A 20698-nucleotide genomic window follows, 5' to 3' on the forward strand; every position below is an offset into this window, starting at 1 on the left:
TCATTCTCGACAGACGACAGTGCGTGCATTTCGATAGCAATAAAAAGAGGGGGAGACCCTGATGAATTACAACTGGGACTGGGGCGTATTCTTCAAGTCCACCGGCGTCGGCAGCGAGACCTATCTGGACTGGTTCATCTCCGGCCTGGGCTGGACCATCGCCATCGCTGTCATTGCCTGGATCATTGCCCTGATACTGGGTTCGGTGCTGGGCGTCATGCGCACCGTGCCAAACCGTCTGGTGTCAGGTATCGCCACGGGATACGTGGAAATCTTCCGTAATGTGCCACTGCTGGTGCAGCTGTTCATCTGGTACTTCCTGGTGCCCGACCTGCTGCCGGAAAACCTGCAGGAGTGGTACAAGCAGGACCTGAACCCGACCACCTCCGCGTTCCTCAGCGTAGTGGTCTGCCTTGGCCTGTTCACCGCTGCCCGGGTCTGCGAACAGGTGCGTACCGGCATTGAAGCACTGCCGAAGGGCCAGGAATCGGCCGCACGCGCCATGGGCTTCAAGCTGCCACAGATCTACTGGAACGTGCTGTTGCCGCAGGCTTACCGGATCATCATTCCGCCGCTCACCTCCGAATTCCTGAACGTGTTCAAGAACTCTTCGGTCGCGTCGCTGATCGGCCTGATGGAGCTGCTTGCGCAGACCAAACAGACCGCCGAATTCTCCGCCAACCTGTTTGAGGCCTTCACCCTCGCGACCCTCATCTACTTCACGCTGAACATGAGCCTGATGCTGCTGATGCGTGTGATCGAGAAGAAAGTCGCCGTACCGGGACTCATCTCACTGGGGGGCAAATAATGGACTTCACTGGAATCGTTCCGGCCATTCCCGGCCTGTGGAACGGCATGGTCATGACCCTCAAGCTGATGGCAATGGGTGTCGTCGGCGGCCTGGTACTCGGTACGCTGCTGGCCTTGATGCGCCTGTCATCGAACAAGCTGCTGGCCAATGTGGCCGGTGCCTACGTGAACTACTTCCGTTCGATCCCGCTGCTGCTGGTGATCACCTGGTTCTACCTGGCCGTGCCGTTCGTGCTGCGCTGGATTACCGGTGAAGACACGCCCATCGGTGCGTTCGCCTCCTGCGTCGTGGCCTTCATGATGTTCGAAGCCGCGTACTTCTGCGAAATCGTCCGTGCCGGCGTGCAGTCGATCTCCAAGGGGCAAATGGGCGCTGCTCAGGCGCTGGGCATGAATTACTCGCAGATGATGCGACTGATCATCCTGCCCCAGGCCTTTCGCAAAATGACCCCGCTGCTGCTGCAACAGAGCATCATTCTGTTTCAGGACACCTCTCTGGTGTACACCGTCGGCCTCGTCGATTTTCTCAACGCATCGCGCTCCAGTGGCGACATCATCGGGCGCGCCAACGAGTTCCTGATCATTGCCGGTCTGGTGTATTTCACGATCAGCTTTGCCGCCTCGCTGCTGGTGAAGCGCCTGCAAAAAAGGTTTGCCGTATGATTTCCATCAAAAACGTCAACAAGTGGTATGGGGACTTCCAGGTACTGACCGATTGCAGCACCGAGGTCAGCAAGGGCGAAGTGGTTGTGGTGTGCGGCCCGTCCGGCTCCGGCAAATCGACCCTGATCAAATGTGTCAACGCGCTGGAACCGTTCCAGAAAGGCGATATCGTTGTCGACGGCACATCGATCTCCGATTCGAAGACCAACCTGCCGAAACTGCGCTCGCGGGTCGGTATGGTGTTTCAGCACTTCGAACTGTTTCCGCACCTGAGCATTGTCGAAAACCTGACCATCGCGCAGATCAAGGTGCTGGGCCGCAGCAAGGCCGAAGCCACCGAGAAGGGACTGAAGCTGCTGGAGCGCGTCGGCCTTTCCGAGCATGCGCACAAGCACCCCGGCCAGCTTTCCGGCGGGCAACAACAGCGTGTCGCCATCGCGCGCGCGCTGGCGATGGACCCGGTGGTCATGCTGTTCGACGAACCCACGTCCGCGCTCGACCCGGAAATGGTCAATGAAGTGCTCGATGTGATGGTGCAACTGGCCCAGGAAGGCATGACCATGATGTGCGTGACCCACGAAATGGGCTTCGCGCGCAAAGTCGCCAACCGGGTGATTTTCATGGACAAGGGACAGATTGTCGAAGACTGTGCCAAGGAAGAATTTTTCGGTGACGTCAGCGCACGCTCGGAGCGTGCCCAACAATTCCTCGCCAAGATTCTGCAGCACTAGGCAGTACTTTAACGGCTGCCCGCTCATCCGCGGGCAGCTGTTCGGTCCAGGACGACTGTGATGAAATGCGACCCCACTCTTTATCGCGCCGCCCCGCCATCACTCGCCGTGAAACCCCGTCTGATCCGCCAACTGTTCCTACCGCCGCTGATCCTCATGCTAATGATCGGGCTGGGCTATATCGCCTATCTGGTCAGTGAACACAGCGCCATCAAGGGACTGCGCGAAACCGGCGAACGCCAACTGGAGCTGCACGCCCGCACGGTCGAGAGCGAAATCAGCAAATACACCTACCTGCCCAGCGTGCTGGAACTGGAATCCAGCGTGTCGCAGTTGCTGAACGAACCGGGACCCGAGCTTCAGCAGCAGGTCAACCGCTACCTCGAAGGGCTGAATCGACGCAGCCGCAGCCGTGCCATTTACGTAATGGACACCACCGGACGTGTGCTGGCCACCAGCAACTGGCGTGACGCCGACAGTTATCAGGGCGAAGACCTGTCTTTCCGTGCCTACTTTCAGGATGCCGTGCGTGGCCTGCCCGGGCGCTTTTACGGCATCGGCACCACCACCGGTGAGTCGGGCTATTACCTGGCGCATGGGCTGGAAGACAAAGGCCGCATCATCGGCGTTGCGGTGATCAAGGTACGCCTCGAAGCACTTGAAGAACGCTGGCAGCGGGCGCGCCTGGAGGCATTTGTCAGCGACGAGAATGGCATCATCATCCTCTCCAGCGACCCGGCTCGGCGTCTGAAATCAGTACGTCCGCTCACCGCCGAGATCAAGGAGCGTCTGGCTCGCAGCCTGCAATATTACTGGTGGCCGCTCAACGAACTGGTGCCACTGGAACGGGAAACCTTGTCTGAAGGCGTCGAAACACTGGTTTTCCCCGCCAACATCAGTGTCGACCGCGAACACAAAAAGGTCAGTTATCTGGCCCAGAGCCGCCCGCTGAATGACACCGCCTGGCACCTGACACTGCTTACTCCGCTGGAGGATCTGCGCCGTGAAGCGGCCAACCAGGGCATGCTGGTCGCCGTGGCCTGCGCGCTGGTGACCTTTCTGCTGATTGCCTGGAACGAGCGGCGCAAAGTGATCTCGACCCGGCTTGCTGCCAGGGAAGCGCTGCAGGCGGCCAACAACGAACTGGAACGCAAGATCACCGAGCGCACCGAACACCTGCGGGCCAGCAACGAACGCCTCAAGGCGCAGATTCGTGAACGAAGGCAGGCCGAAGACACTTTGCGCAAGGCGCAGGACGAGCTGGTACAGGCCGGCAAGCTGGCAGCCATCGGCCAGATGTCGACCAGCATTGCGCATGAGCTGAACCAGCCTCTGGCCGCACTGCGCACCTTGTCCGGCAACACCGTGCGCTTTCTGGAACGAGGTGCGCTGGATACCGCCAGTACCAACCTGCGTACCATCAATGACCTGGTCGACCGCATGGGCCGCATCACCGCCAGCCTGCGCGCATTCGCCAGACGCGGCGACGATCAGGGCCAGGCGCAACTGAGCAAGGCTGTCGATGCGGCGGCGCAGTTACTGAGCGTGCGTCTGGAGCAGTCCGGCCTGATAGTGCATCGAGACTTCGTCGACGCCACCCTGACCATCGACCAGACCCGCCTGGAACAGATTCTGGTCAACCTGATCGGCAACGCACTGGATGCCATGTTCGACCTGCCGCAACCGGAGTTATGGCTCAGCGGATCGGTTGTCGACGGCCGATACCGTCTGCGGGTACGTGATAACGGGCGCGGCGTCGACGCCGAGGCGCGCAAGCATCTGTTTGAACCTTTCTTCACCACCAAACCGGGCGAACAAGGCCTGGGGCTGGGCCTGACGCTGTCGGCGAGCCTTGCCGCCGCAGCCGGAGGCAGCCTGAGCGCAGAGCATCCGCAGGACGGCGGTACGACGTTTGTCCTGAGCCTGCCGTTTATCCCCGATGCCCGCCACCCGGACAGCCCGACATGAGACGACACCCATGAGCATAAACAGCGACCTGACTGTCCTGATCGTTGAAGACGATCCGCATGTATTGCTCGGTTGCCAGCAGGCCCTGGCGCTGGAGGACATCGCCAGCGAAGGCGTTGCCAGCGCTGAAGAGGCGCTAAAGCGCATCGGTGACAACTTCGCCGGTATCGTCATCAGCGACATTCGCTTGCCGGGCATCGACGGCCTGGCGTTGCTGAGCCGTCTCAAGGCACGTGACAGCAGCCTGCCGGTGGTGCTGATCACCGGCCATGGCGATATCACCATGGCCGTCAACGCTATGCGCGATGGCGCTTACGATTTCATGGAGAAACCCTTTTCTCCAGAGCGTCTGGTGGACGTCACCCGACGCGCACTGGAACAACGCGGCCTGGCCCGTGAAGTGTGGGCGTTGCGCAAGCAACTGGCCGAGCGCGATTCGCTGGAAGGCCGGATCATCGGCCGCTCCCCAGCCATGCAAAACCTGCGTGCGTTGATCGCCAACGTCGCCGACACCTCGGCCAACGTACTGATCGAAGGCGAAACCGGCACGGGCAAGGAACTGGTCGCGCGCTGCCTGCACGATTTCAGTCGGCGCAAGGACAGCCAGTTCGTGGCGCTCAACTGTGGCGGGCTGGCGGAAAGCCTGTTCGAGTCGGAAATCTTCGGCCATGAAGCCAACGCGTTCACCGGCGCGGGCAAACGGCGCATCGGCAAGATCGAACACGCGCACAACGGCACGCTGTTTCTCGATGAAGTGGAAAGCATGCCGGTCAATCTGCAGATCAAGCTGTTGCGCGTCCTGCAGGAGCGAACCCTCGAGCGGCTGGGTTCCAACCAGAGCGTTGCCGTGGATTGCCGGGTCATAGCGGCAACCAAATCCGACTTGAATGCCTTGGGCAAGACCAATCAGTTCCGCAGCGACCTGTATTACCGCCTGAACGTCGTCACGCTTGAACTGCCGCCCTTGCGTGAGCGCCGCGAAGACATTCTGCAACTGTTCGAACACTTCCTGCAGTTGTCGTCGTTACGCTTCGACCGCGAACCGCCCATGCTGGATCAACAGACCAGTTCGAACCTGATGAGCCACGACTGGCCGGGCAATGTACGCGAACTGCGCAACGTGGCTGAACGCTTTGCCCTTGGCCTGCCAGCGTTCAAGCAGTCAGGCACGGTCAGTGAAAACCAGAGCCTGGGATTTGCCGAAGCGGTCGAAGCCTTCGAGCGCTCGTTGCTCGGCGACGCCTTGCAACGCAGCGGCGGCAACCTCAGCCAGGCCAGTCAGGAACTGGGCATGGCCAAGACCACACTGTTTGACAAGGTCAAGAAATACGGGCTTTGAGCACTGCGCCCAATTCTGAACGTGCGGCGTAGCGCAGATCTGTGACGCAGAGCGTGACCCACTCATTACCACGCTGGAGCGTGCGGAACGCTAGGCGTTCTCAAGAAACCTGTCGTGCCCATTCTCCGCGTGGGCATGCCTTCCGGACGCGCTGCGTCCGATCCCGCACGGGCAGTACGTTACTGCGATTCACCGATAATCTGGCGGATTGCGCTGACGAATACCTCGACCGGCTGACCGCCAGAGACGGCGTACTGGTCGTTGAAGACCATGGTCGGCACGGAGGTGATACCGCGAGACGTCCAGAGCTGCTCGGCCTCGCGAACCTCGGTGGTGTACTCGTCACTGTCCAGGATGGCCTGAGCACGCAGACGGTCCAGGCCGACCTTCTGCGCCACATCCGCGAGAGTCTGGTGACTGGACGGGTCTTTCAGGTCACTGAAATAGGCCTCGAACAACGCCTGCTTCAACGCGTGCTGCTTGCCTTGCTGTTCGGCCCAGTGCAACAGTCGATGGGCATCGAACGTGTTGTAGATACGCCGCTCGCCGCTGGCAAAAGTGAAGCCGAGTTCAGCACCGCGTTCACGGATGGTCTGGTGAATACCTTCGATCTGTTCCGGCGTGGAGCCGTACTTTTCGGCGATGTGCTCTTTGATGTCCTGCCCTTCGGCAGGCATGTTCGGGTTCAGCTCGAAAGGCTGGAAGTGAATGTGCGCTTGCACCTCATCCCCCAGTGCCTCCAGCGCCTGATCCAGCGCGCGCAGACCAATGACGCACCAGGGGCAGGAAACATCGGAGATGAAGTCGATCTTCAGTGCAGTTGTCATGTCGGCCCTTTTCGGTAAGCAAAGGCCACACGATACACCTCTGCCCATGCCTGACAACCAGGCAGACTTACAACTGAGCCAGGTTGCGACCGTCTTCATGCTGGGCTTTCAGGTACGGCAGCACTGCACCAAGCAACGGCGCCTTGAAGGCCTCCTGAAAACGGTGTGCCAGACCCGGAATCAAGCGCAGTTGGCTGCCCTGAATGTGCGCGGCCACATGCACGCCATGCATGACCGGCAACAGCGGGTCAGCCGTACCATGAACCACCAGTACCGGCAGACGCAGACGGTTCAGCAGTTCCACGCGGCTGGGCTCGGCCAGAATCGCCATGATCTGGCGTTTCACGCCTTCGGGATTGAACGCCCGATCATAGGAAACGGCCGCCTGATGCAGCAGTTGCTGGCGATCATCCTTGACCTGCGGGCTGCCCAGCGCTGCAAGCAAATCGGCCTGCTGCTCGATCGCCACTTCCCGATTGGGCGCGCCGCGCCGCGCCAGCAGTTGCATCAACGCGGCACTGGGCATGGGCAGACCCTGCGCACCGGAACTGGTCATGATCAGTGTCAGGCTTTCGACCCGCGACGGCGCCAGATCAGCCAGATGCTGAGCGATCATGCCGCCCATGCTCGCGCCCAACACGTGAAACTGACGAATCTGCAATGCATCCATCAACCCCAGCGCATCGTCGGCCATATCAGTCAACGAATAGGGTGCCGAGACAGGCAGGCCAAGTTTATAACGCAGCACTTCGAACGTCAGATTGGCATCCGCTGGCTGTTGTACCCAAGAAGACAGACCCACATCGCGATTGTCGTAGCGAATGACCCGATAGCCCTGCTGACACAACGCGACCACGACCTCGTCCGGCCAATGAATCAACTGCCCGCCCAGCCCCATCACCAACAGCAAGGCAGGGTCGGACTCGCTACCAATACTCTGGTACGCAATCCGCACTTCCTTGAGGTCAGCCATCTGTACAGGAACATCGGTATCACAACGATCGGCCGCAAAAGACGGCAAGCCGCACAGAAGCGCGGCCAGAAAAATTAAAACCCGCATGAAAAACACCAAAAAACAGATCCCCAGTAGGCCGCGAGTCTGATGATGTTTTCCCAAGCGCGCTGCCACACTTGCGTGACAGTTTGATGAATGGCGCTGAGCGGTCGTTAATCGAGTGTTGCGTTACGCAGCGACCTGGTCCGCCACCATCAGGTTTTCCCCAAAACGGGCGCGCGCTTCGAGGAGCGATTCCTGATGCCAGTTCGAATGCGTATCGCACTCGCCCAGGGACAGAACCTTGTAAACCGGCAGACGATCAAACACCGGGGCCAGCAGCTCCGGTTCGGTCACGCTGTCCAGATGCAACCCTGCAACCGGCAGCAAGGCCGCGACACCCAGGTTGGGCCGCAGGTCACCGTGATAGAGGCCAATAAGCTTCTTCAACGGCGAATACTGAAGAATGTGATAGGCACGTTCGAAGGCGTTGCTCCATGCCAGCGGCAGGTCGAGCGCCAGGATCGGTTCGTCGATCTGAATCCACTCGACACCGCGCGCCGCCAGACGCCCGAAGATCTCGCCATACACCGGCAGCAGATGCTCCAGCAGGTCGAGGCGATCCACTTCGTCACCCTGAACGTCACTTAGCCAGAGCAGTGTCAGCGGACCGATCAACGCAGGTTTGCGGCCTTGCTCGCACGCTTCGGCGACGCTCGCCAGCAGCGGTGCCCAAGCGGGCAGAAAACGCTGGTCGCGTTTCAGGTGTGGCACCTGCTGCGGGTAACGCGCCATCAGCCAGTTGCGCAGTTCGGCATCAGTTATCGCAACACCCTGATCCTGTTTCCAGAAAGCCTGCAGAGCGTGCCGCAATTCACGGTCTGCGCCAATGTGAAAATAGTCAGGGTGTTGAGTCAGGGCCACGATGCGTCCTCCATAAAAGATGGGCCTATTGTCGACAGCTGACACAACATGAGACAAACTCATTTTTTTCGTGTTGATCACAAATACTGCTCATGGAGCACTGAACGTGCTTGAAATACGCCACCTCAAAACCCTGCATGCACTGCGCGAGGCCGACAGCCTTGTGGAAGCAGCCGAGCGCCTGCATTTGACGCAGTCGGCCCTGTCCCATCAGTTCAAGGAGCTGGAAGAGCGCATGGGCATGCCGCTGTTCGTGCGCAAGACCAAACCGGTGCGCTTTACCAGCGCCGGTTTGCGCCTGCTGCAACTGGCCGACTCCATGCTGCCGCAACTGCGCAGTGCCGAGCGCGACATCGCTCGACTGGCAGGTGGCACGGCGGGACGGCTGCACATGGCAATCGAGTGCCACAGTTGTTTTCAGTGGCTGATGCCGACCATCGACCAGTTCCGCGATGCCTGGCCCGAGGTGGAACTGGACCTGTCTTCCGGCTTCTCGTTCGCACCCTTGCCTGCCCTGGCGCGTGGCGATCTGGACCTGGTGGTGACCTCCGACCCGCTGGAATTGCCCGGCATCACCTATGTGCCGCTATTCACCTATGAAGCGATGCTGGCGGTGGCCAATCAACACGCGCTGGCAAGCAGGCCTTACATCGTCCCGGAAGACTTGCTGACTGAAACGCTGATCACTTACCCGGTGGAACGCGACCGGCTGGATATCTTCACGCGCTTTCTGGAACCCGCCGACATCGAACCGGCACAGGTACGAACATCAGAACTGACGGTGATGATGATGCAACTGGTCGCCAGCGGGCGCGGGGTCTGCGGCATGCCGCACTGGGCGCTGCATGAATACAGCTCACGCGGCTATGTGAAGGCCAAGCGGCTGGGCGAGAAAGGACTGTTCGCGACGCTCTACGCCGGTATCCGCGCCGACATGCTCGACGCACCGTACATGCGTGACTTCCTGCTGACAGCCAAGGACACCTCGTTTTCGACGCTCGACGGGGTGAGTGTGGTTCGCTGACACCTGATTCGCTGAAATAGGGTTCGCTGACAGTGTCGTCCTGCACCGCGATGCAGGACGACTGCGCCGTTCAGCTGCGTGCAGCCTGCCGCTGAAGATACAGCGGCAGGATCAGATCGCGGGTCAACGGAGCCAGTTGCAAACCCGCATGACTGTCCGCGTCAACCCACAGCACTTCTTCGATCTCGGCGGCAGGCACTGCCTGGGCGTCGGTCCTGACCTCATACAACTGACAGTTGACCTCGAAACCGGGCTCATTGGCGGCGGGTGCCGTGAACTCACCGAGAAACACTGCCTGCGCCGGATCGACGATCAGCCCGAGCTCTTCTTCAAGTTCTCTGGCCAGCGCCTGCGGTGCCGGTTCACCGGGCTCGATCTTGCCGCCCGGCTGCATGAAGGCCCGGGTACCGCGCTTGCGCACCAGCAGGGTCCGGCCGTCTGCGCCGATCAGCAGCGCCGCCGCGATGCGGATGATCTTCATGCGAAGATCTCCGTTTTCAGCAGCCGCGCCTGATCAGCCCGTTCCAGCGCCAGAACGATCAGGCGATGGATCAGCTCGGCATACGACAGACCGCTGGCCTGCCAGAGCTTGGGGTACATGCTGATCGAGGTGAAGCCCGGCAGCGTGTTGACCTCGTTGATGATGATGTCGCGCCCTTCGGTGACGAAAAAATCGACCCGCGAGAGCCCTGCGCAGCCCAGCACCTTGTAAGCCTGCAACGCGACGTCACGCACCTGATCACTCAGATCGGCGGGCAGCTCGGCGGGGATGGCGATGCGCGCCTGATCGCCGTTCAGGTATTTGGTGTCGTAGGCATAGAATTCATCGTTGGCAATCACTTCTCCACAGACGCTGACCTGCGCATCGAAGTTACCCAATACGGCGCACTCCACTTCCCGGCCGACGATGCCCTGCTCGATCAGCAGCTTATGATCGAACTCGAAACCCAGCGCCAGTGCCGCCGCAAAACCAGCCTCGTCAGACACCTTGCTGACGCCCACCGATGAACCCTGGTTGGCCGGCTTGACGAACATCGGCAGCCCCAATTGGTCGGCAGCTTCCGTGAAAGAAAGGCTCTCTCCACGCGACAGGACCCTGAACGGCGCGACGGCTATGCCCGCATCGCGCAGCAGACGCTTGGTCACATCCTTGTCCATGCAGGCCGCAGAGGACAGCACATCGGCGCCGACAAAGGGCACGGCCAGCATGCGCAGCAGACCTTGCAACGCACCGTCTTCGCCAAACGCGCCGTGGATCAGCGGAAATACCACATCAATGGCAGCCAGGGGCTGACCTGACTCGACGTCGACAAACTGCCCGCCCATGCTGCCCGGCAGCAAGGACAACGGCTTGCCCGATGCGCTCAGTTTGATCCGTGCAGGATCAGTGGCATTGAGCAGGTAATCGGCTTCGTCGAAATGCAGCCAGCGGCCCAGCTTGTCGACGCCGATCAGGGTCAGCGCATAGCGTTCACGATCAATCGCATTGATCACGTTGCGTGCCGACTGCAACGAAACCTCATGCTCGCTGGATTGCCCACCGAAAACGATGGCGACTGACTTTTTCAAAGCGGTTACTCCTGTTTTTCAGGCCGCGAAGATAAAAGCAATGTCGGCTGTTAGTCCAGTAGATGATTGGTCGCAGGCCTGAAATTCAGACAAAAAAATCCCGGTCGTGGGCAATCCATACGAAATGCCCACGACCGGGAGGTCAGACCGCTCATTGAGCGGCTGCGGTTTCTTTCTTGCCAGTCGAGCCAAAGGTGGCGAAACGCTTGTTGAAACCCGCGATCCGGCCTTCGGTGGTGGTCTTGCGCTGCTGCCCGGTGTACATCGGGTGCGAGGCGCTGGAAACGTCGAGTGCAACGTAAGGATAGGTAGTGCCGTCGGTGTGCTGTTGCGTGCGGTCTGTGTCTACGGTGGAGCCGATCAGAAAGTAAACGTCGGCAGCGGTGTCGTGGAACAGCACGGTGCGGTATTGAGGATGGATATCGGGTTTCATCGTGATCTCTCCAGTGAGTTGACTGCAATAGTTATACAGTAACATAACGGAAGATGAGAATGATTGCTGTTGATTGGCATCATTGGTGAGGTTGATCGAACACGCACACGGTGCAGCGGCCGGCGTGAAGCCACCGGAACGCCTGAGCCAGAGACATTCTGCAATAGCGCGCCTTTGCAATTGCCCTCGATTAGCGGCACCCTGCCGCGCCGCCGAACGTCACTAGTCGCCGGCCTGGAACCTGAGCCTCTGTGGCCTATCTTTACTCATCAGCACTTTCAAGAGTCCACCGTTATGACTAACGGACGCGATCATCGAATCGACTTCTTTCGCGGCCTGGCGCTGATCTTCATCTTCTGGGATCACGTGCCGGACAATCCCCTGGCGCAACTGACCGTACGCAACTTCGGCTTCAGCGACGCAGCGGAAATCTTCGTTTTCCTCGCCGGGTACGCCTCGATCCTGGCCTACGGGCGGATCGCTCGACGTGACGGCATGCTGGTGGCTGGTGTGCGAATCCTGCGCCGGACCTGGGTGCTGTATGTGGTGCATATCTTTCTGCTGACCCTGCTGATGGGCATCGTCTTCGTCGCCAACAATCATGTCGAGACGCGCGACATGGTCCAGCAGATGGGCCTTGAATACTTCGTCGGCAACCCGCAACAGGCATTGGCTGATGAACTGCTGCTGCGCTTCAAGCCGAACCTGACCGACCCGTTGCCGCTGTATATCGTGCTGTTGCTGACCTTGCCGCTGACCTTGCCAGTGATGCTGCGCAAACTCGAAGTGGCCGTCGGCCTGTCGATTGCGCTGTACCTGATGGTGCCGCTATTCGGCTGGAACCTGCGCGCCTACGAAGGCGGCGGTGTCTGGTACTTCAACCCGGTCGCCTGGCAGCTGCTGTTCGTGCTCGGCGGTGCGTGCGCGTTGCGCAGCGAAACAGCCATAACAGTTAAGCACCCTCCGTTACGCCAACAACCCTTGTTCATGGTGGCCGCCGCCTACGTGGTGATTGCCGGAATGTTGACCTTCAGTGAAAAATGGCCCGGCCTGCACAGCGCGCTAGTCTCGACCCTGCACCTCGACGCCTTGTACCCCATCAGCAAAACCGACCTGGCACCCGCGCGCCTGCTGCACTTCCTTGCACTGATCTACGTCGTCGCCCGACTGCTGCCAGCCTCAAGCACCTGGCTCGAAAACTGGCCCGCCCGCCAGACTTGCCGCATGGGCCGCTATTCGCTGGAAGTCTTCTGTCTGGGCGTATTGCTCGCGCCACTGGCAGACATGGCCAATGCACTGGCAGGCGATACATGGCCCATGCAAGTGACGACCGCGATTGTCGGCCTGGGGTTGATGATGCTGATGGCCAATGGGCTGGAGTTGAATAAGCGGCTGGGGAAATCGCCCCGCCTGTTAACTACTTGAGAACAGCGTCACGTTTGCACGCCCTCTCGGAAACGTCCTACTGGTTTATCAGGCCAAGTTTTTCAGGAACTGGCCGCTATTCGGTATGAGACCAAAGAGAGGGCAACGCTTTGAACATTAATGGAGTTTCAAATCCGGCAAACATCCCGCAACAGATGGGGCTGGTAACCGGCGCTAAACATGTTGATCCGACAGAAGATGTCAGTCTTCAAGAGGCCATTGCATCTGAAGTCAAAACGACAGAAAAACATGTATTTTACGAATATCAGAAAGAGCCGTGGCTGTTGGAGTCGATCAACGAACACATCACAAACAGGCTTGACTACGTAGCTCACAAAAAGAGACTAGACGTAGTGGAGCTTGCACTGGTAAATGTCACCTACGATAGCTTTCGAAAAGAACTGCAAGAAACCCACCCCGACATTGCACGTAAAAACTTCGGTTTCACACTGAGCGAAAGTGCATCCATCAAGATAATTGACTACGATAACAGCCTGACTGAAAACGACACATCAGTTCTTACCCACGCCATCAACGGGTTCAGAGAATTCAAAGAGCAACTCCAACATCACGCAAAGACCATCATGACCCTGGTAGACCACGACCATGAAACATTTGGCGGCCGATATAAACTGGATATCAGCAATTTTCAGGACGTGATCGACTATGGCAAAATCATGAACACCAGCGTACAAAAAATGCAGGACGAATGGATACAGCAAGTCCAGAGCAATGCTGAGAAACGAGATTTTTCGTATATTTCGTTGGCGGTATGATACATCAGCCTGGCGAGATAAATGATTCGCCAGGCTGAGTTAGGCGTTAACCGCGAGGAACAACAGTTCGCAGAACGGTTTGTGTGCAGATGTGTCCCATGTAAAAAATATGAGGGGTCGCAGTCATCGGCCCCAATGAAAAATTGTGTACGGTATAGCCGGCTACCTTATAGTGGCTTCTCCACGTGTTGAAACCTCTCTGGGTGTGCACAAAGTCCTGGGCCTCCACACCCCCATAGCAGCGTCCAAACTCGATACGCTGAGAGACAAACCCATCAGCATTGCTGGTTACAACATGCTCGATTGAGGGTTCTCCTTTGCCAAAACTCAGGTCAAGAATCGCCATACCTCCTTCCAGAGGCGCGCCCTTAGTATCGGTAAATCTCGCCTCAAAGATAGCCTCCTTATAAATCTGCGTTGCCAACCAGCCAAGGTTAGTATATCCACTTGGAATCCTTATCACTTCCGGCTCGTCGAGCAGCTCAATTGACGCAATAGAAAGTTAAGCGCCGAGTCAACCCTCACATTAAAATCAAGGAAACTTCCTACAAAAAATAATCACCACTACAGCCTAGGAAAAACCCTACACACTTATCAGGCAAAGTTTTGCGAAGGTCTGCCGCTAGCTAGTTATCATTGACACCAAAGAGCGCTTAGCATGCATATCAACCCTTTAGCTTCTGCATCACAAAATCAACAGCGCACTCTCTCGGGCTCAAGTTCCCTCACCTCACCTGCTGCTCCGCCAATCAACATTCCTCAGGCGCGTGATAACGTGCGTGATCCGAACGCTGAGTTCTATACCACCGAGGAAACACCCTGGTTATCCGACTACAAAACGTCGGCGGCAGGACGGGTTATGCTGGAAAGTATGTCTGAAGAGATATCGAACCTACTCCGAAGTACATACCTGGGTGACTTAACTAAAGATTTTGACAAGACCCTATGCCGTATGTACGACAATTTTCACGATTTCAAGCAGCAGCTTTTTTACCTTAATACGGAGCTGTCAAATAAGCACTTCGGCTTCACGCTGGGTTTTAATCAGGACATCCAGGTGACCGACCCGGACGATGTGCTCACCCCGGCAGAGTTCGCGTACCTGACCGAGAAGCTGAACGAACGTCAACAACTGAAGGAGGATCTGCGTGCGCACGCAAAAATTGTGATGACGTTACTCGATCACTACACGGAGAAATTCGGCAACCAGCACACACTCAACCTTGAGAATTACAGCAAGGTTATCGACTACGGGCAGGTCTTCAGCCGCAACCACATTGGCAACTTCATGGACACGATCATTTACCAGATCGAGCGCAATGCGCCGAAGCGTGAAGAAGAGCGCAAACCGTTGGTTGATCTTCACGTCTGATCAAGCCAGCGCCACTGTAGTTCATGTGTGGCTGCAGTGGGATTAGTTCATGACGCTCGTCCCCACTGCGCGCCATCCTCCCTCGAAAACCTCCAGACAATTCCCTCCCATAATCCCATCCAGCGTCTAAGCTTGGGTCAGGTGCTTTGACAGGATGACCGGACAATCGACTATGGGCGCATTTCGGCATTCCGATAGCAAGCAAGAGACGCTATCCGCTGATCGTGAGGATGATCCTCGTACGCCCAAATATCCGCGTCGCAAGCGATACGGATGGCGGGTGTTCTGGGTCGTGGTGGTGTTGGCCGGGGTTGCATTGGGCGTTGCGGTGGCCGTGGAGAGCAGAACCTCCAGGCTTCAGGCGCGCGAATTCAGCCGCTTTGCCGCGAGCCTGGGTTACTCGATGCAGCCCGGACCTAGTCATGACGTGGTGTATCCCGGTGACGGGCCGTTCGACAGGCGCCTTGGCTATTCTTCCATGGATGAATTCCTGTCGCGCCTGCTCAAACGCGACTACGTGATCACGCGCCAGACCCGCTTTTCCCCGGAACTGTTGCGTTACGTCCGGCATGGATTTTTCGTGCCTTACGAGGAAAAGACCCAGGCTGGGCTGTCGATCACCGATTGCCGAAACGAGCCGCTGTACGAATTCAGATACCCACAGCAGTTTTACCCGACCTTTGCCGCCATTCCGCCATTGCTGGTGAACAGCCTGCTGTTCATCGAAAACCGCGACCTGCTCGATCCGCAGCAGCCCATGGCCAACCCTGCGGTGGACTGGCCACGTTTTGTCAAAGCCGCCTGGTCGCAACTGGCGAAGATGTTTGCCCTCCCCGGCCAGTCGGCTGGGGGCAGCACGCTGGCCACTCAGCTGGAAAAATACCGTCACTCCCCAGACGGGCTGACGCTGTCGGGTTCTGAAAAGCTGCGGCAGATGATTTCCGCCAGCGTTCGCGCCTATCAGCCGGGGACCGAGACACTCGCCGTGCGCCAGCGGGTGGTGCGTGACTACCTGAACAGCGTGCCGCTGTCTGCGGTGCCAGGGCATGGCGAAGTGCATGGTCTGGCTGAAGGACTGCGGGTGTGGTTCGGCGCAGACTTCGGCAAAACCAACGAGATACTGGCTTCTAATCCCGGCGATAAACAGGCACTGGCCGACAAGGCGCTGGCGCTACGTGAAGTGCTCTCACTGGTAATCGCCCAGCGTCGTCCGTCGCACTATCTGGCCAAGGGCCGCCAGGAATTGGCAGAACTGACCGACAGCCACATTCGGTTGCTGGCCCAGGCCAACATCATCGACCGACCGCTGGCCGATGCCGCGCTGGCAGCCCAGGTCACCTACCGCGACTGGGCGCAGCAACCGACCCTGCAGCCCATCGAAACCAACAAGGGCATCAGTGTTGCGCGCACTCGCCTGTCGAATCTGCTCAATCGCCCGCTCTACGATCTGGACCGTCTTGACCTGTCCGCCACCAGCACCCTGCATGGCGAATTGCAGCGCAGCGTCAGCCAGTACCTGCGCGACCTGGTCAACCCTGAATTTGCCGCAAGGATCGGGTTGATGGGCGAGCGCCTGTTGACCCCGGCCAGCACAACACAGGTGCGCTACAGCTTCACGCTGTTTGAACGCGGCGTGGACGGCTCGCGGGTCAGGGTCCAGACCGACAGCACTGATCAGCCGTTCGATATCAACGAAGGCAGCAAGCTGGAGCTGGGCTCGACGGCGAAGATGCGCGTGCTGACGACGTATCTGGAGATCATCGCCGAACTGCATGGGCGCTATGCGGGCCTGAACCCTGCGCAATTGCGCAAAATCCCTGTCGAGGAACCGGATCGGCTGACCCGCTGGGCGTTGGATTATCTGCTGCTGAACAAGGACCATGACCTGGCAAAGATGCTGTCGGCTGCACTCGACCGCACCTATTCGGCCAGCCCCGCAGAAGCGTTCTTCACCGGTGGCGGCATGCACCGTTTCAATAATTTCCGGCGCGAAGACAACGAGCGGATTCCAACCCTGCGCGAGTCGCTGCGTGAGTCGATCAACCTGCCGTTCATCCGCCTGATGCGCGATGTCGTTCGCTACAGCACCTATCAGGCGCCCAACAACAGCGCCGAGCTGCTCAAGGATGATGACAACCCGCGCCGCCAGGAATACCTGGCGCAGTTTGCCGACCGCGAAGGCACGGTATTCCTGCTGCGCTTCTGGAAACGCTACAAGGAAAAGACCACGCAGGAGCGACTCGACACCTTCCTCGACGGCATTCACCCGACGGCGATCCGTCTGGCTGCGGTGCACCGTTATCTGCTGCCGGGCGCTGATCAGGGCACATTCAACGCGTTCATCCGCGCCCACCTGGACGAGCCCAGGGCGAGCTCGAAACTCGCCGACAAACGTCTTGCCGAGCTGTACAAGAGTTACGGACCGGGCACTTATGATCTGCCCGATCAAGGCTACATCGCCCGCGTCCATCCGCTGGAACTGTGGCTGGTAGGCTACCTGCTCAAACATCCGGACGCGCAGTTCAAGGACGCAGTGGCCGCCAGTCGTTTCGAGCGTCAGGAAGTCTATGGCTGGCTGTTCAAGAGTCGCCACAAAGGCGCTCGCGACAGCCGTGTGCGGACCATGATGGAGGTCGAAGCGTTTCTGGACATCGAGCAACGCTGGCAGCGCGTGGGTTATCCGTTCGACCATCTGGTGCCTTCTCTGGCGACGGCTATCGGCAGTTCGGGAGACCGTCCGGCGGCGCTTGCCGAGCTGATCGGCATCATCCAGAACGATGGTATCCGCCTGCCTGCGGTGCGCATCGACAGTCTGCACTTTGCTGCCGATACGCCTTACGACACCCAACTGAGCATCAACCCGGAACTGGGCAAGCGTGTGTTGCCATCGGAGGTCGCAGCGGCAATGCGCGAGGCCTTGTCGCAAGTGGTGGATGGCGGCACGGCCAAACGCGTGCAAGGCACGTTCAAGATGCAGGACGGCAGTGTGCTGGCGATGGGTGGCAAGACCGGCACCGGCGACAACAGGATCGAAAGCGTCGGTGCGGGCGGGCGTATTCTCAGCTCAAGGGCAATCAACCGCACGGCGACTTTTGTGTTTTATATCGGCGACAACCACTTTGGCGCGCTGACGGCGTTTGTGCCGGGACGTGCTGCCGAGGGCTTTCGCTTCACCTCGGCGTTGCCGGTGCAGGTGCTCAAAGGCATGGCACCGATCCTGACGCCGTACCTGGAGAACCACGGACAGGCGATGTGCAACGCCTCGCTTGCCGATCCGCCCAAGGGTGTCTGACCGGCAATGACCGCTCGTCTGCCAGCTCTGTGATTACAAAAAGATATATCTTAAGGTATATCTAACTTGTAACAAGAGAGCAAAAACATGCGTGAAGATAAACACCCTCCCCACCACCGTCCGCCGCATCTTCGTGAACCAGGTGAAGATCGCGACGGCTTTGAAAAACGCCCGGGCCGTGAACGCGGTGGACGTGGCCCTCGGGTTTTCGCCCCTGGCGATCTGAAATTACTGCTGTTGGCGTTGATCGCCGAACAGCCCGCCCACGGCTATGACCTGATCCGCAAGATCGAAGGTCTGTTCGAGGGTGCGTACTGCCCCAGCCCCGGCGTTATCTACCCCACCCTGACGTTTCTTGAAGAAAGCGAAATGGTGGTCGGCGATGCCCAGGCCGGCAAGAAGCTCTACACCATCACCGATGCGGGTCGCCAATCCCTGGAAGATCAGGCCGTGGCGCTGGAAGGTGTGCGCATGCGCATCGATGTCAGCAAGCGCTCACTGCGCGGCCACGATCGTCCGCCGGAAATCCACGAAGCGGTGCACAACCTGCGCCACGCGCTGCAGATGCACCATGGCCGCTGGAGCCCGGAAGAGATTTTGCGCGTCAGCGAACTGCTCAACAGCACGGCCAAGGCTGTCGTCGATGGGCCTCAACCTGCCTCGGAGGAGTCGGCATGAATTCGCCCCAGTCAATCCATCGCGTCATGCATGAAATCAAGCGTCGCAAGCTGCAGGTGGTGCGGGTCACGGAACTGACACCCCTGATGCGCCGCATTACCTTGCAGGGGCCGGAGTTGGCGGGTTTCATCAGCCTGGGTACCGACGACCACGTCAAACTGTTCTTCCCGCAAACGGCAGAAGAGCAGGCCGCGCTGGAAAACCTGAACCCTGCCGGCGACAAGGACACGCCGCGCCCGCCGATGCGCGATTACACGCCGCGTCGCTACGACGAAGAAACCGGGGAACTGGATATCGATTTCGTTCTGCATGGCGAAGGCCCGGCGGCCACCTGGGCCGCGCAGGCAGCGCCCGGGCAATTCCTGCACATCGCCGGTCCAAAGGGGTCGATGGTGGTGCCGGACATGTTCGACAGCTACCTGCTGATCGGCGACGAAACAGCCATTCCGGCCATCGCCCGACGCCTTGAATCGCTGCCCGCCAATCGTGCTGCGCTGGTGGTGGTCGAAGTGGCCAGCCCGCAGGAACAGCAGGTGTTCGACAGTGCCGCACAGGTCGACGTGATCTGGATCGTACGCGGCGAACAGAGTCTGCTGGACGTCACGCGTCGTCTGGAGATGCCCGAGGGCAAGCTGTACGCCTGGGTCGCGACCGAATCCGCGCTGTCACGCAAGTTACGTCGTGTGCTGCTCGACGAGTTCGGCCTGGAAGAGGACTTCGTCAAGGCCGCCGGTTACTGGAAGCTGGACAGCACTGAAGAATGAGCAGGACCGGGCGACTCACCGGGTACGACGAGACGCCCGTTTATCAACTGCCAGCAGCACCAATGCGATCAGCACGAAACCGAGCAGCACGCCCAGCGCGTTGATGAATGCCGCCGGGAAACCGAGCGTGCCGACATCGATGAACGGGTACAGGTAATCACCGAACATGTGGCCACGCAGCAGGACATAGGCGAAGTAGACGATCGGATAGATCGCCCAGAGCACTACATGGCTCAGGCGCAGCGTGCCCTTGGGCACGTACAGCCACCAATAGAGCACGAACGCCAGCGGCATTATGTCGTGCAGCAGTTCGTCGGCCACCCACTGCCAGCCTTCCGGGTGCCACAAGTGGCGCAGCAGAATGTTGTAGGCGATGCCCACCAGCGCAATACTCACCGCAATGCCACCACACACCACCGGATGCCGGAAAAACCGGTGGCCTGCCGACTGCCGTGTCGTCAGCGCGCAACTCAGGGCGACCGCTACCAGCGTATTGGTCAGTACGGTGAAAAAACTTGAAAAGCGCACCAGCCCACCCAGCAGACTGGCGTGATCGGCATAACGGCCAATCAGGATCAGGTAAAGCTGAATCACCAATCCCGACCAGCCGAGACAAGCGGCCACAAGGGCGTAATAGCGCTGTCCCTGCGCAGGTTGTGGATGTTCACTGAGCATCAATCGGTATCCTTGCGTGCCGGCGTCCATGCCGGACTGTCTGGCGGGCCTGTTACCAGCCCTTGCTGCGATGCAATTTCACATACAGCGCTTCGACCTTTTCCCGCGCCCAGGGTGTCTTGCGCAGGAAGGTCAGGCTGGACTTGATGCTCGGATCGCTCTTGAAGCAGCGAATATCGATGCGTTCGGCGAGGCCGGACCATTCGTAATGTTCGACCAGCGCCCTGAGGATCTGCTCCAGCGTGACGCCGTGCAACGGGTCGGAGTGGGGTGTTGTCATGATGAGCCTTGCAACGAAATAAGAAGAGACGAACCTGAACGGATCTCTGGAGTACGCAGGTGCTTCCCGAAAGTCTGCCATTGTAAGCGCCGCGCTTTCATAAAACACCGTCGACCTGCAGCACTGTTGCCGGCGTTGCAATGATCCATGTCAG

20 protein-coding genes are annotated in these 20698 nt (G+C 59.0%); 12 read left to right on the plus strand and 8 right to left on the minus strand.

Going from position 1 to position 20698, the window contains the following annotated elements; translation table 11 throughout:
- The first annotated feature begins 61 nt into the window (after positions 1-61).
- Genes ACW55A_RS07895 through aauR form a run of 5 tightly spaced genes read left to right on the plus strand, consistent with a single transcriptional unit; the run spans position 62 to position 5511 of the window.
- The gene (locus ACW55A_RS07895; protein WP_498810924.1) at positions 62-808 is read left to right on the plus strand and encodes an amino acid ABC transporter permease; all 747 of its coding nucleotides are present in this window, start codon (positions 62-64) and stop codon (positions 806-808) included.
- A complete protein-coding gene (locus ACW55A_RS07900; protein WP_002554865.1) occupies positions 808-1473 on the plus strand; it encodes an amino acid ABC transporter permease in 666 nt (221 codons plus the stop codon). Before ACW55A_RS07895 ends, ACW55A_RS07900 begins: the two co-directional genes overlap by 1 nt.
- Positions 1470-2204 carry an amino acid ABC transporter ATP-binding protein gene (locus tag ACW55A_RS07905; RefSeq protein WP_003363626.1) on the plus strand — a complete coding sequence of 245 codons (735 nt, stop codon included), beginning with the start codon at positions 1470-1472 and terminating at the stop codon, positions 2202-2204. Before ACW55A_RS07900 ends, ACW55A_RS07905 begins: the two co-directional genes overlap by 4 nt.
- Positions 2205-2264: 60 nt before the next feature.
- Positions 2265-4172, plus strand: a complete 1908-nt coding sequence (aauS, locus tag ACW55A_RS07910; RefSeq protein ID WP_044308848.1) for a two-component sensor histidine kinase AauS — start codon at positions 2265-2267, stop codon at positions 4170-4172.
- Between the two features lie 10 nt (positions 4173-4182).
- Positions 4183-5511: a two-component response regulator AauR gene (aauR, locus tag ACW55A_RS07915; RefSeq protein WP_072366763.1), complete on the plus strand. Its 1329-nt coding sequence runs from the start codon at positions 4183-4185 to the stop codon at positions 5509-5511.
- A 179-nt stretch (positions 5512-5690) separates the two neighbouring features.
- Here aauR and ACW55A_RS07920 read toward each other — a convergent pair whose 3' ends face one another.
- The 3 genes from ACW55A_RS07920 to ACW55A_RS07930 all read right to left on the minus strand — a co-directional run bounded on the left by ACW55A_RS07920 (position 5691) and on the right by ACW55A_RS07930 (position 8256).
- The gene (locus ACW55A_RS07920; protein WP_060708194.1) at positions 5691-6338 is read right to left on the minus strand and encodes a DsbA family oxidoreductase; all 648 of its coding nucleotides are present in this window, start codon (positions 6336-6338) and stop codon (positions 5691-5693) included.
- A gap of 67 nt (positions 6339-6405) precedes the next feature.
- On the minus strand, positions 6406-7398 hold the full coding sequence (locus ACW55A_RS07925; RefSeq protein ID WP_054082112.1) for an alpha/beta fold hydrolase: 993 nt from the start codon (positions 7396-7398) through the stop codon (positions 6406-6408).
- 123 nt (positions 7399-7521) lie between these two features.
- Complete coding sequence (locus tag ACW55A_RS07930) at positions 7522-8256, minus strand: hypothetical protein (protein WP_498810923.1); 735 nt, start codon at positions 8254-8256, stop codon at positions 7522-7524.
- A gap of 106 nt (positions 8257-8362) precedes the next feature.
- On the opposite strand from ACW55A_RS07930, the gene metR reads away from it, so the two are divergent.
- Positions 8363-9280 (plus strand): transcriptional regulator MetR, encoded by a 918-nt coding sequence (gene metR, locus ACW55A_RS07935; protein WP_003431263.1) that lies wholly within the window; start codon positions 8363-8365, stop codon positions 9278-9280.
- A gap of 70 nt (positions 9281-9350) precedes the next feature.
- Here metR and ACW55A_RS07940 read toward each other — a convergent pair whose 3' ends face one another.
- From ACW55A_RS07940 to ACW55A_RS07950, 3 genes are all read right to left on the minus strand, one after another.
- Positions 9351-9761, minus strand: a complete 411-nt coding sequence (locus tag ACW55A_RS07940) for an NUDIX hydrolase (RefSeq protein WP_058416675.1) — start codon at positions 9759-9761, stop codon at positions 9351-9353.
- The gene (gene ddlA / locus ACW55A_RS07945) at positions 9758-10849 is read right to left on the minus strand and encodes a D-alanine--D-alanine ligase (protein WP_498810922.1); all 1092 of its coding nucleotides are present in this window, start codon (positions 10847-10849) and stop codon (positions 9758-9760) included. Before ddlA ends, ACW55A_RS07940 begins: the two co-directional genes overlap by 4 nt.
- Before the next feature lie 151 nt (positions 10850-11000).
- Positions 11001-11282 carry a type B 50S ribosomal protein L31 gene (locus tag ACW55A_RS07950; RefSeq protein ID WP_003363645.1) on the minus strand — a complete coding sequence of 94 codons (282 nt, stop codon included), beginning with the start codon at positions 11280-11282 and terminating at the stop codon, positions 11001-11003.
- A 294-nt stretch (positions 11283-11576) separates the two neighbouring features.
- Here ACW55A_RS07950 and ACW55A_RS07955 point away from each other — a divergent pair, with 294 nt between their 5' ends.
- The 6 genes from ACW55A_RS07955 (at position 11577) to ACW55A_RS07980 (ending at position 19589) form a co-directional block, all read left to right on the plus strand.
- On the plus strand, positions 11577-12707 hold the full coding sequence (locus ACW55A_RS07955) for an OpgC domain-containing protein (protein ID WP_455808713.1): 1131 nt from the start codon (positions 11577-11579) through the stop codon (positions 12705-12707).
- 110 nt (positions 12708-12817) lie between these two features.
- Positions 12818-13483 (plus strand): hypothetical protein, encoded by a 666-nt coding sequence (locus tag ACW55A_RS07960; protein WP_498810921.1) that lies wholly within the window; start codon positions 12818-12820, stop codon positions 13481-13483.
- A gap of 658 nt (positions 13484-14141) precedes the next feature.
- Positions 14142-14855: a hypothetical protein gene (locus tag ACW55A_RS07965; protein WP_096106709.1), complete on the plus strand. Its 714-nt coding sequence runs from the start codon at positions 14142-14144 to the stop codon at positions 14853-14855.
- Between the two features lie 154 nt (positions 14856-15009).
- Positions 15010-18147 carry a transglycosylase domain-containing protein gene (locus tag ACW55A_RS07970; protein WP_498810920.1) on the plus strand — a complete coding sequence of 1046 codons (3138 nt, stop codon included), beginning with the start codon at positions 15010-15012 and terminating at the stop codon, positions 18145-18147.
- An 87-nt stretch (positions 18148-18234) separates the two neighbouring features.
- Positions 18235-18825, plus strand: a complete 591-nt coding sequence (locus tag ACW55A_RS07975; protein WP_003431287.1) for a PadR family transcriptional regulator — start codon at positions 18235-18237, stop codon at positions 18823-18825.
- Complete coding sequence (locus tag ACW55A_RS07980) at positions 18822-19589, plus strand: siderophore-interacting protein (protein WP_058408381.1); 768 nt, start codon at positions 18822-18824, stop codon at positions 19587-19589. The genes ACW55A_RS07975 and ACW55A_RS07980 overlap by 4 nt, the downstream gene beginning before the upstream one ends.
- 15 nt (positions 19590-19604) lie before the next feature.
- On the opposite strand, the gene ACW55A_RS07985 is transcribed toward ACW55A_RS07980, so the two are convergent.
- Complete coding sequence (locus ACW55A_RS07985) at positions 19605-20264, minus strand: Pr6Pr family membrane protein (protein WP_003363659.1); 660 nt, start codon at positions 20262-20264, stop codon at positions 19605-19607.
- A gap of 52 nt (positions 20265-20316) precedes the next feature.
- Positions 20317-20544, minus strand: coding sequence for a VF530 family protein (locus tag ACW55A_RS07990; protein WP_187599223.1), 228 nt, complete (start codon positions 20542-20544; stop codon positions 20317-20319).
- Between the last annotated feature and the right edge of the window lie 154 nt (positions 20545-20698).

It is taken from the genome of Plantibacter cousiniae (nom. nud.) (assembly GCF_977070315.1).

Excerpts from the sequence above, each read along its gene's own strand:
- aauS (WP_044308848.1), top strand. The coding sequence starts at position 2,265 with ATGAAATGCGACCCCACTCTTTATCGCGCCGCCCCGCCATCACTCGCC.
- ACW55A_RS07970 (WP_498810920.1), top strand. The coding sequence starts at position 15,010 with ATGACCGGACAATCGACTATGGGCGCATTTCGGCATTCCGATAGCAAG.
- ACW55A_RS07905 (WP_003363626.1), top strand. The coding sequence starts at position 1,470 with ATGATTTCCATCAAAAACGTCAACAAGTGGTATGGGGACTTCCAGGTA.
- ACW55A_RS07965 (WP_096106709.1), top strand. The coding sequence starts at position 14,142 with ATGCATATCAACCCTTTAGCTTCTGCATCACAAAATCAACAGCGCACT.
- ACW55A_RS07955 (WP_455808713.1), top strand. The coding sequence starts at position 11,577 with ATGACTAACGGACGCGATCATCGAATCGACTTCTTTCGCGGCCTGGCG.
- ACW55A_RS07985 (WP_003363659.1), bottom strand. The coding sequence starts at position 20,264 with ATGCTCAGTGAACATCCACAACCTGCGCAGGGACAGCGCTATTACGCC.
- ACW55A_RS07980 (WP_058408381.1), top strand. The coding sequence starts at position 18,822 with ATGAATTCGCCCCAGTCAATCCATCGCGTCATGCATGAAATCAAGCGT.
- ACW55A_RS07940 (WP_058416675.1), bottom strand. The coding sequence starts at position 9,761 with ATGAAGATCATCCGCATCGCGGCGGCGCTGCTGATCGGCGCAGACGGC.
- ACW55A_RS07990 (WP_187599223.1), bottom strand. The coding sequence starts at position 20,544 with ATGACAACACCCCACTCCGACCCGTTGCACGGCGTCACGCTGGAGCAG.
- aauR (WP_072366763.1), top strand. The coding sequence starts at position 4,183 with ATGAGCATAAACAGCGACCTGACTGTCCTGATCGTTGAAGACGATCCG.
- ACW55A_RS07895 (WP_498810924.1), top strand. The coding sequence starts at position 62 with ATGAATTACAACTGGGACTGGGGCGTATTCTTCAAGTCCACCGGCGTC.
- ACW55A_RS07950 (WP_003363645.1), bottom strand. The coding sequence starts at position 11,282 with ATGAAACCCGATATCCATCCTCAATACCGCACCGTGCTGTTCCACGAC.
- ACW55A_RS07900 (WP_002554865.1), top strand. The coding sequence starts at position 808 with ATGGACTTCACTGGAATCGTTCCGGCCATTCCCGGCCTGTGGAACGGC.
- ACW55A_RS07920 (WP_060708194.1), bottom strand. The coding sequence starts at position 6,338 with ATGACAACTGCACTGAAGATCGACTTCATCTCCGATGTTTCCTGCCCC.
- ACW55A_RS07925 (WP_054082112.1), bottom strand. The coding sequence starts at position 7,398 with ATGCGGGTTTTAATTTTTCTGGCCGCGCTTCTGTGCGGCTTGCCGTCT.
- ACW55A_RS07975 (WP_003431287.1), top strand. The coding sequence starts at position 18,235 with ATGCGTGAAGATAAACACCCTCCCCACCACCGTCCGCCGCATCTTCGT.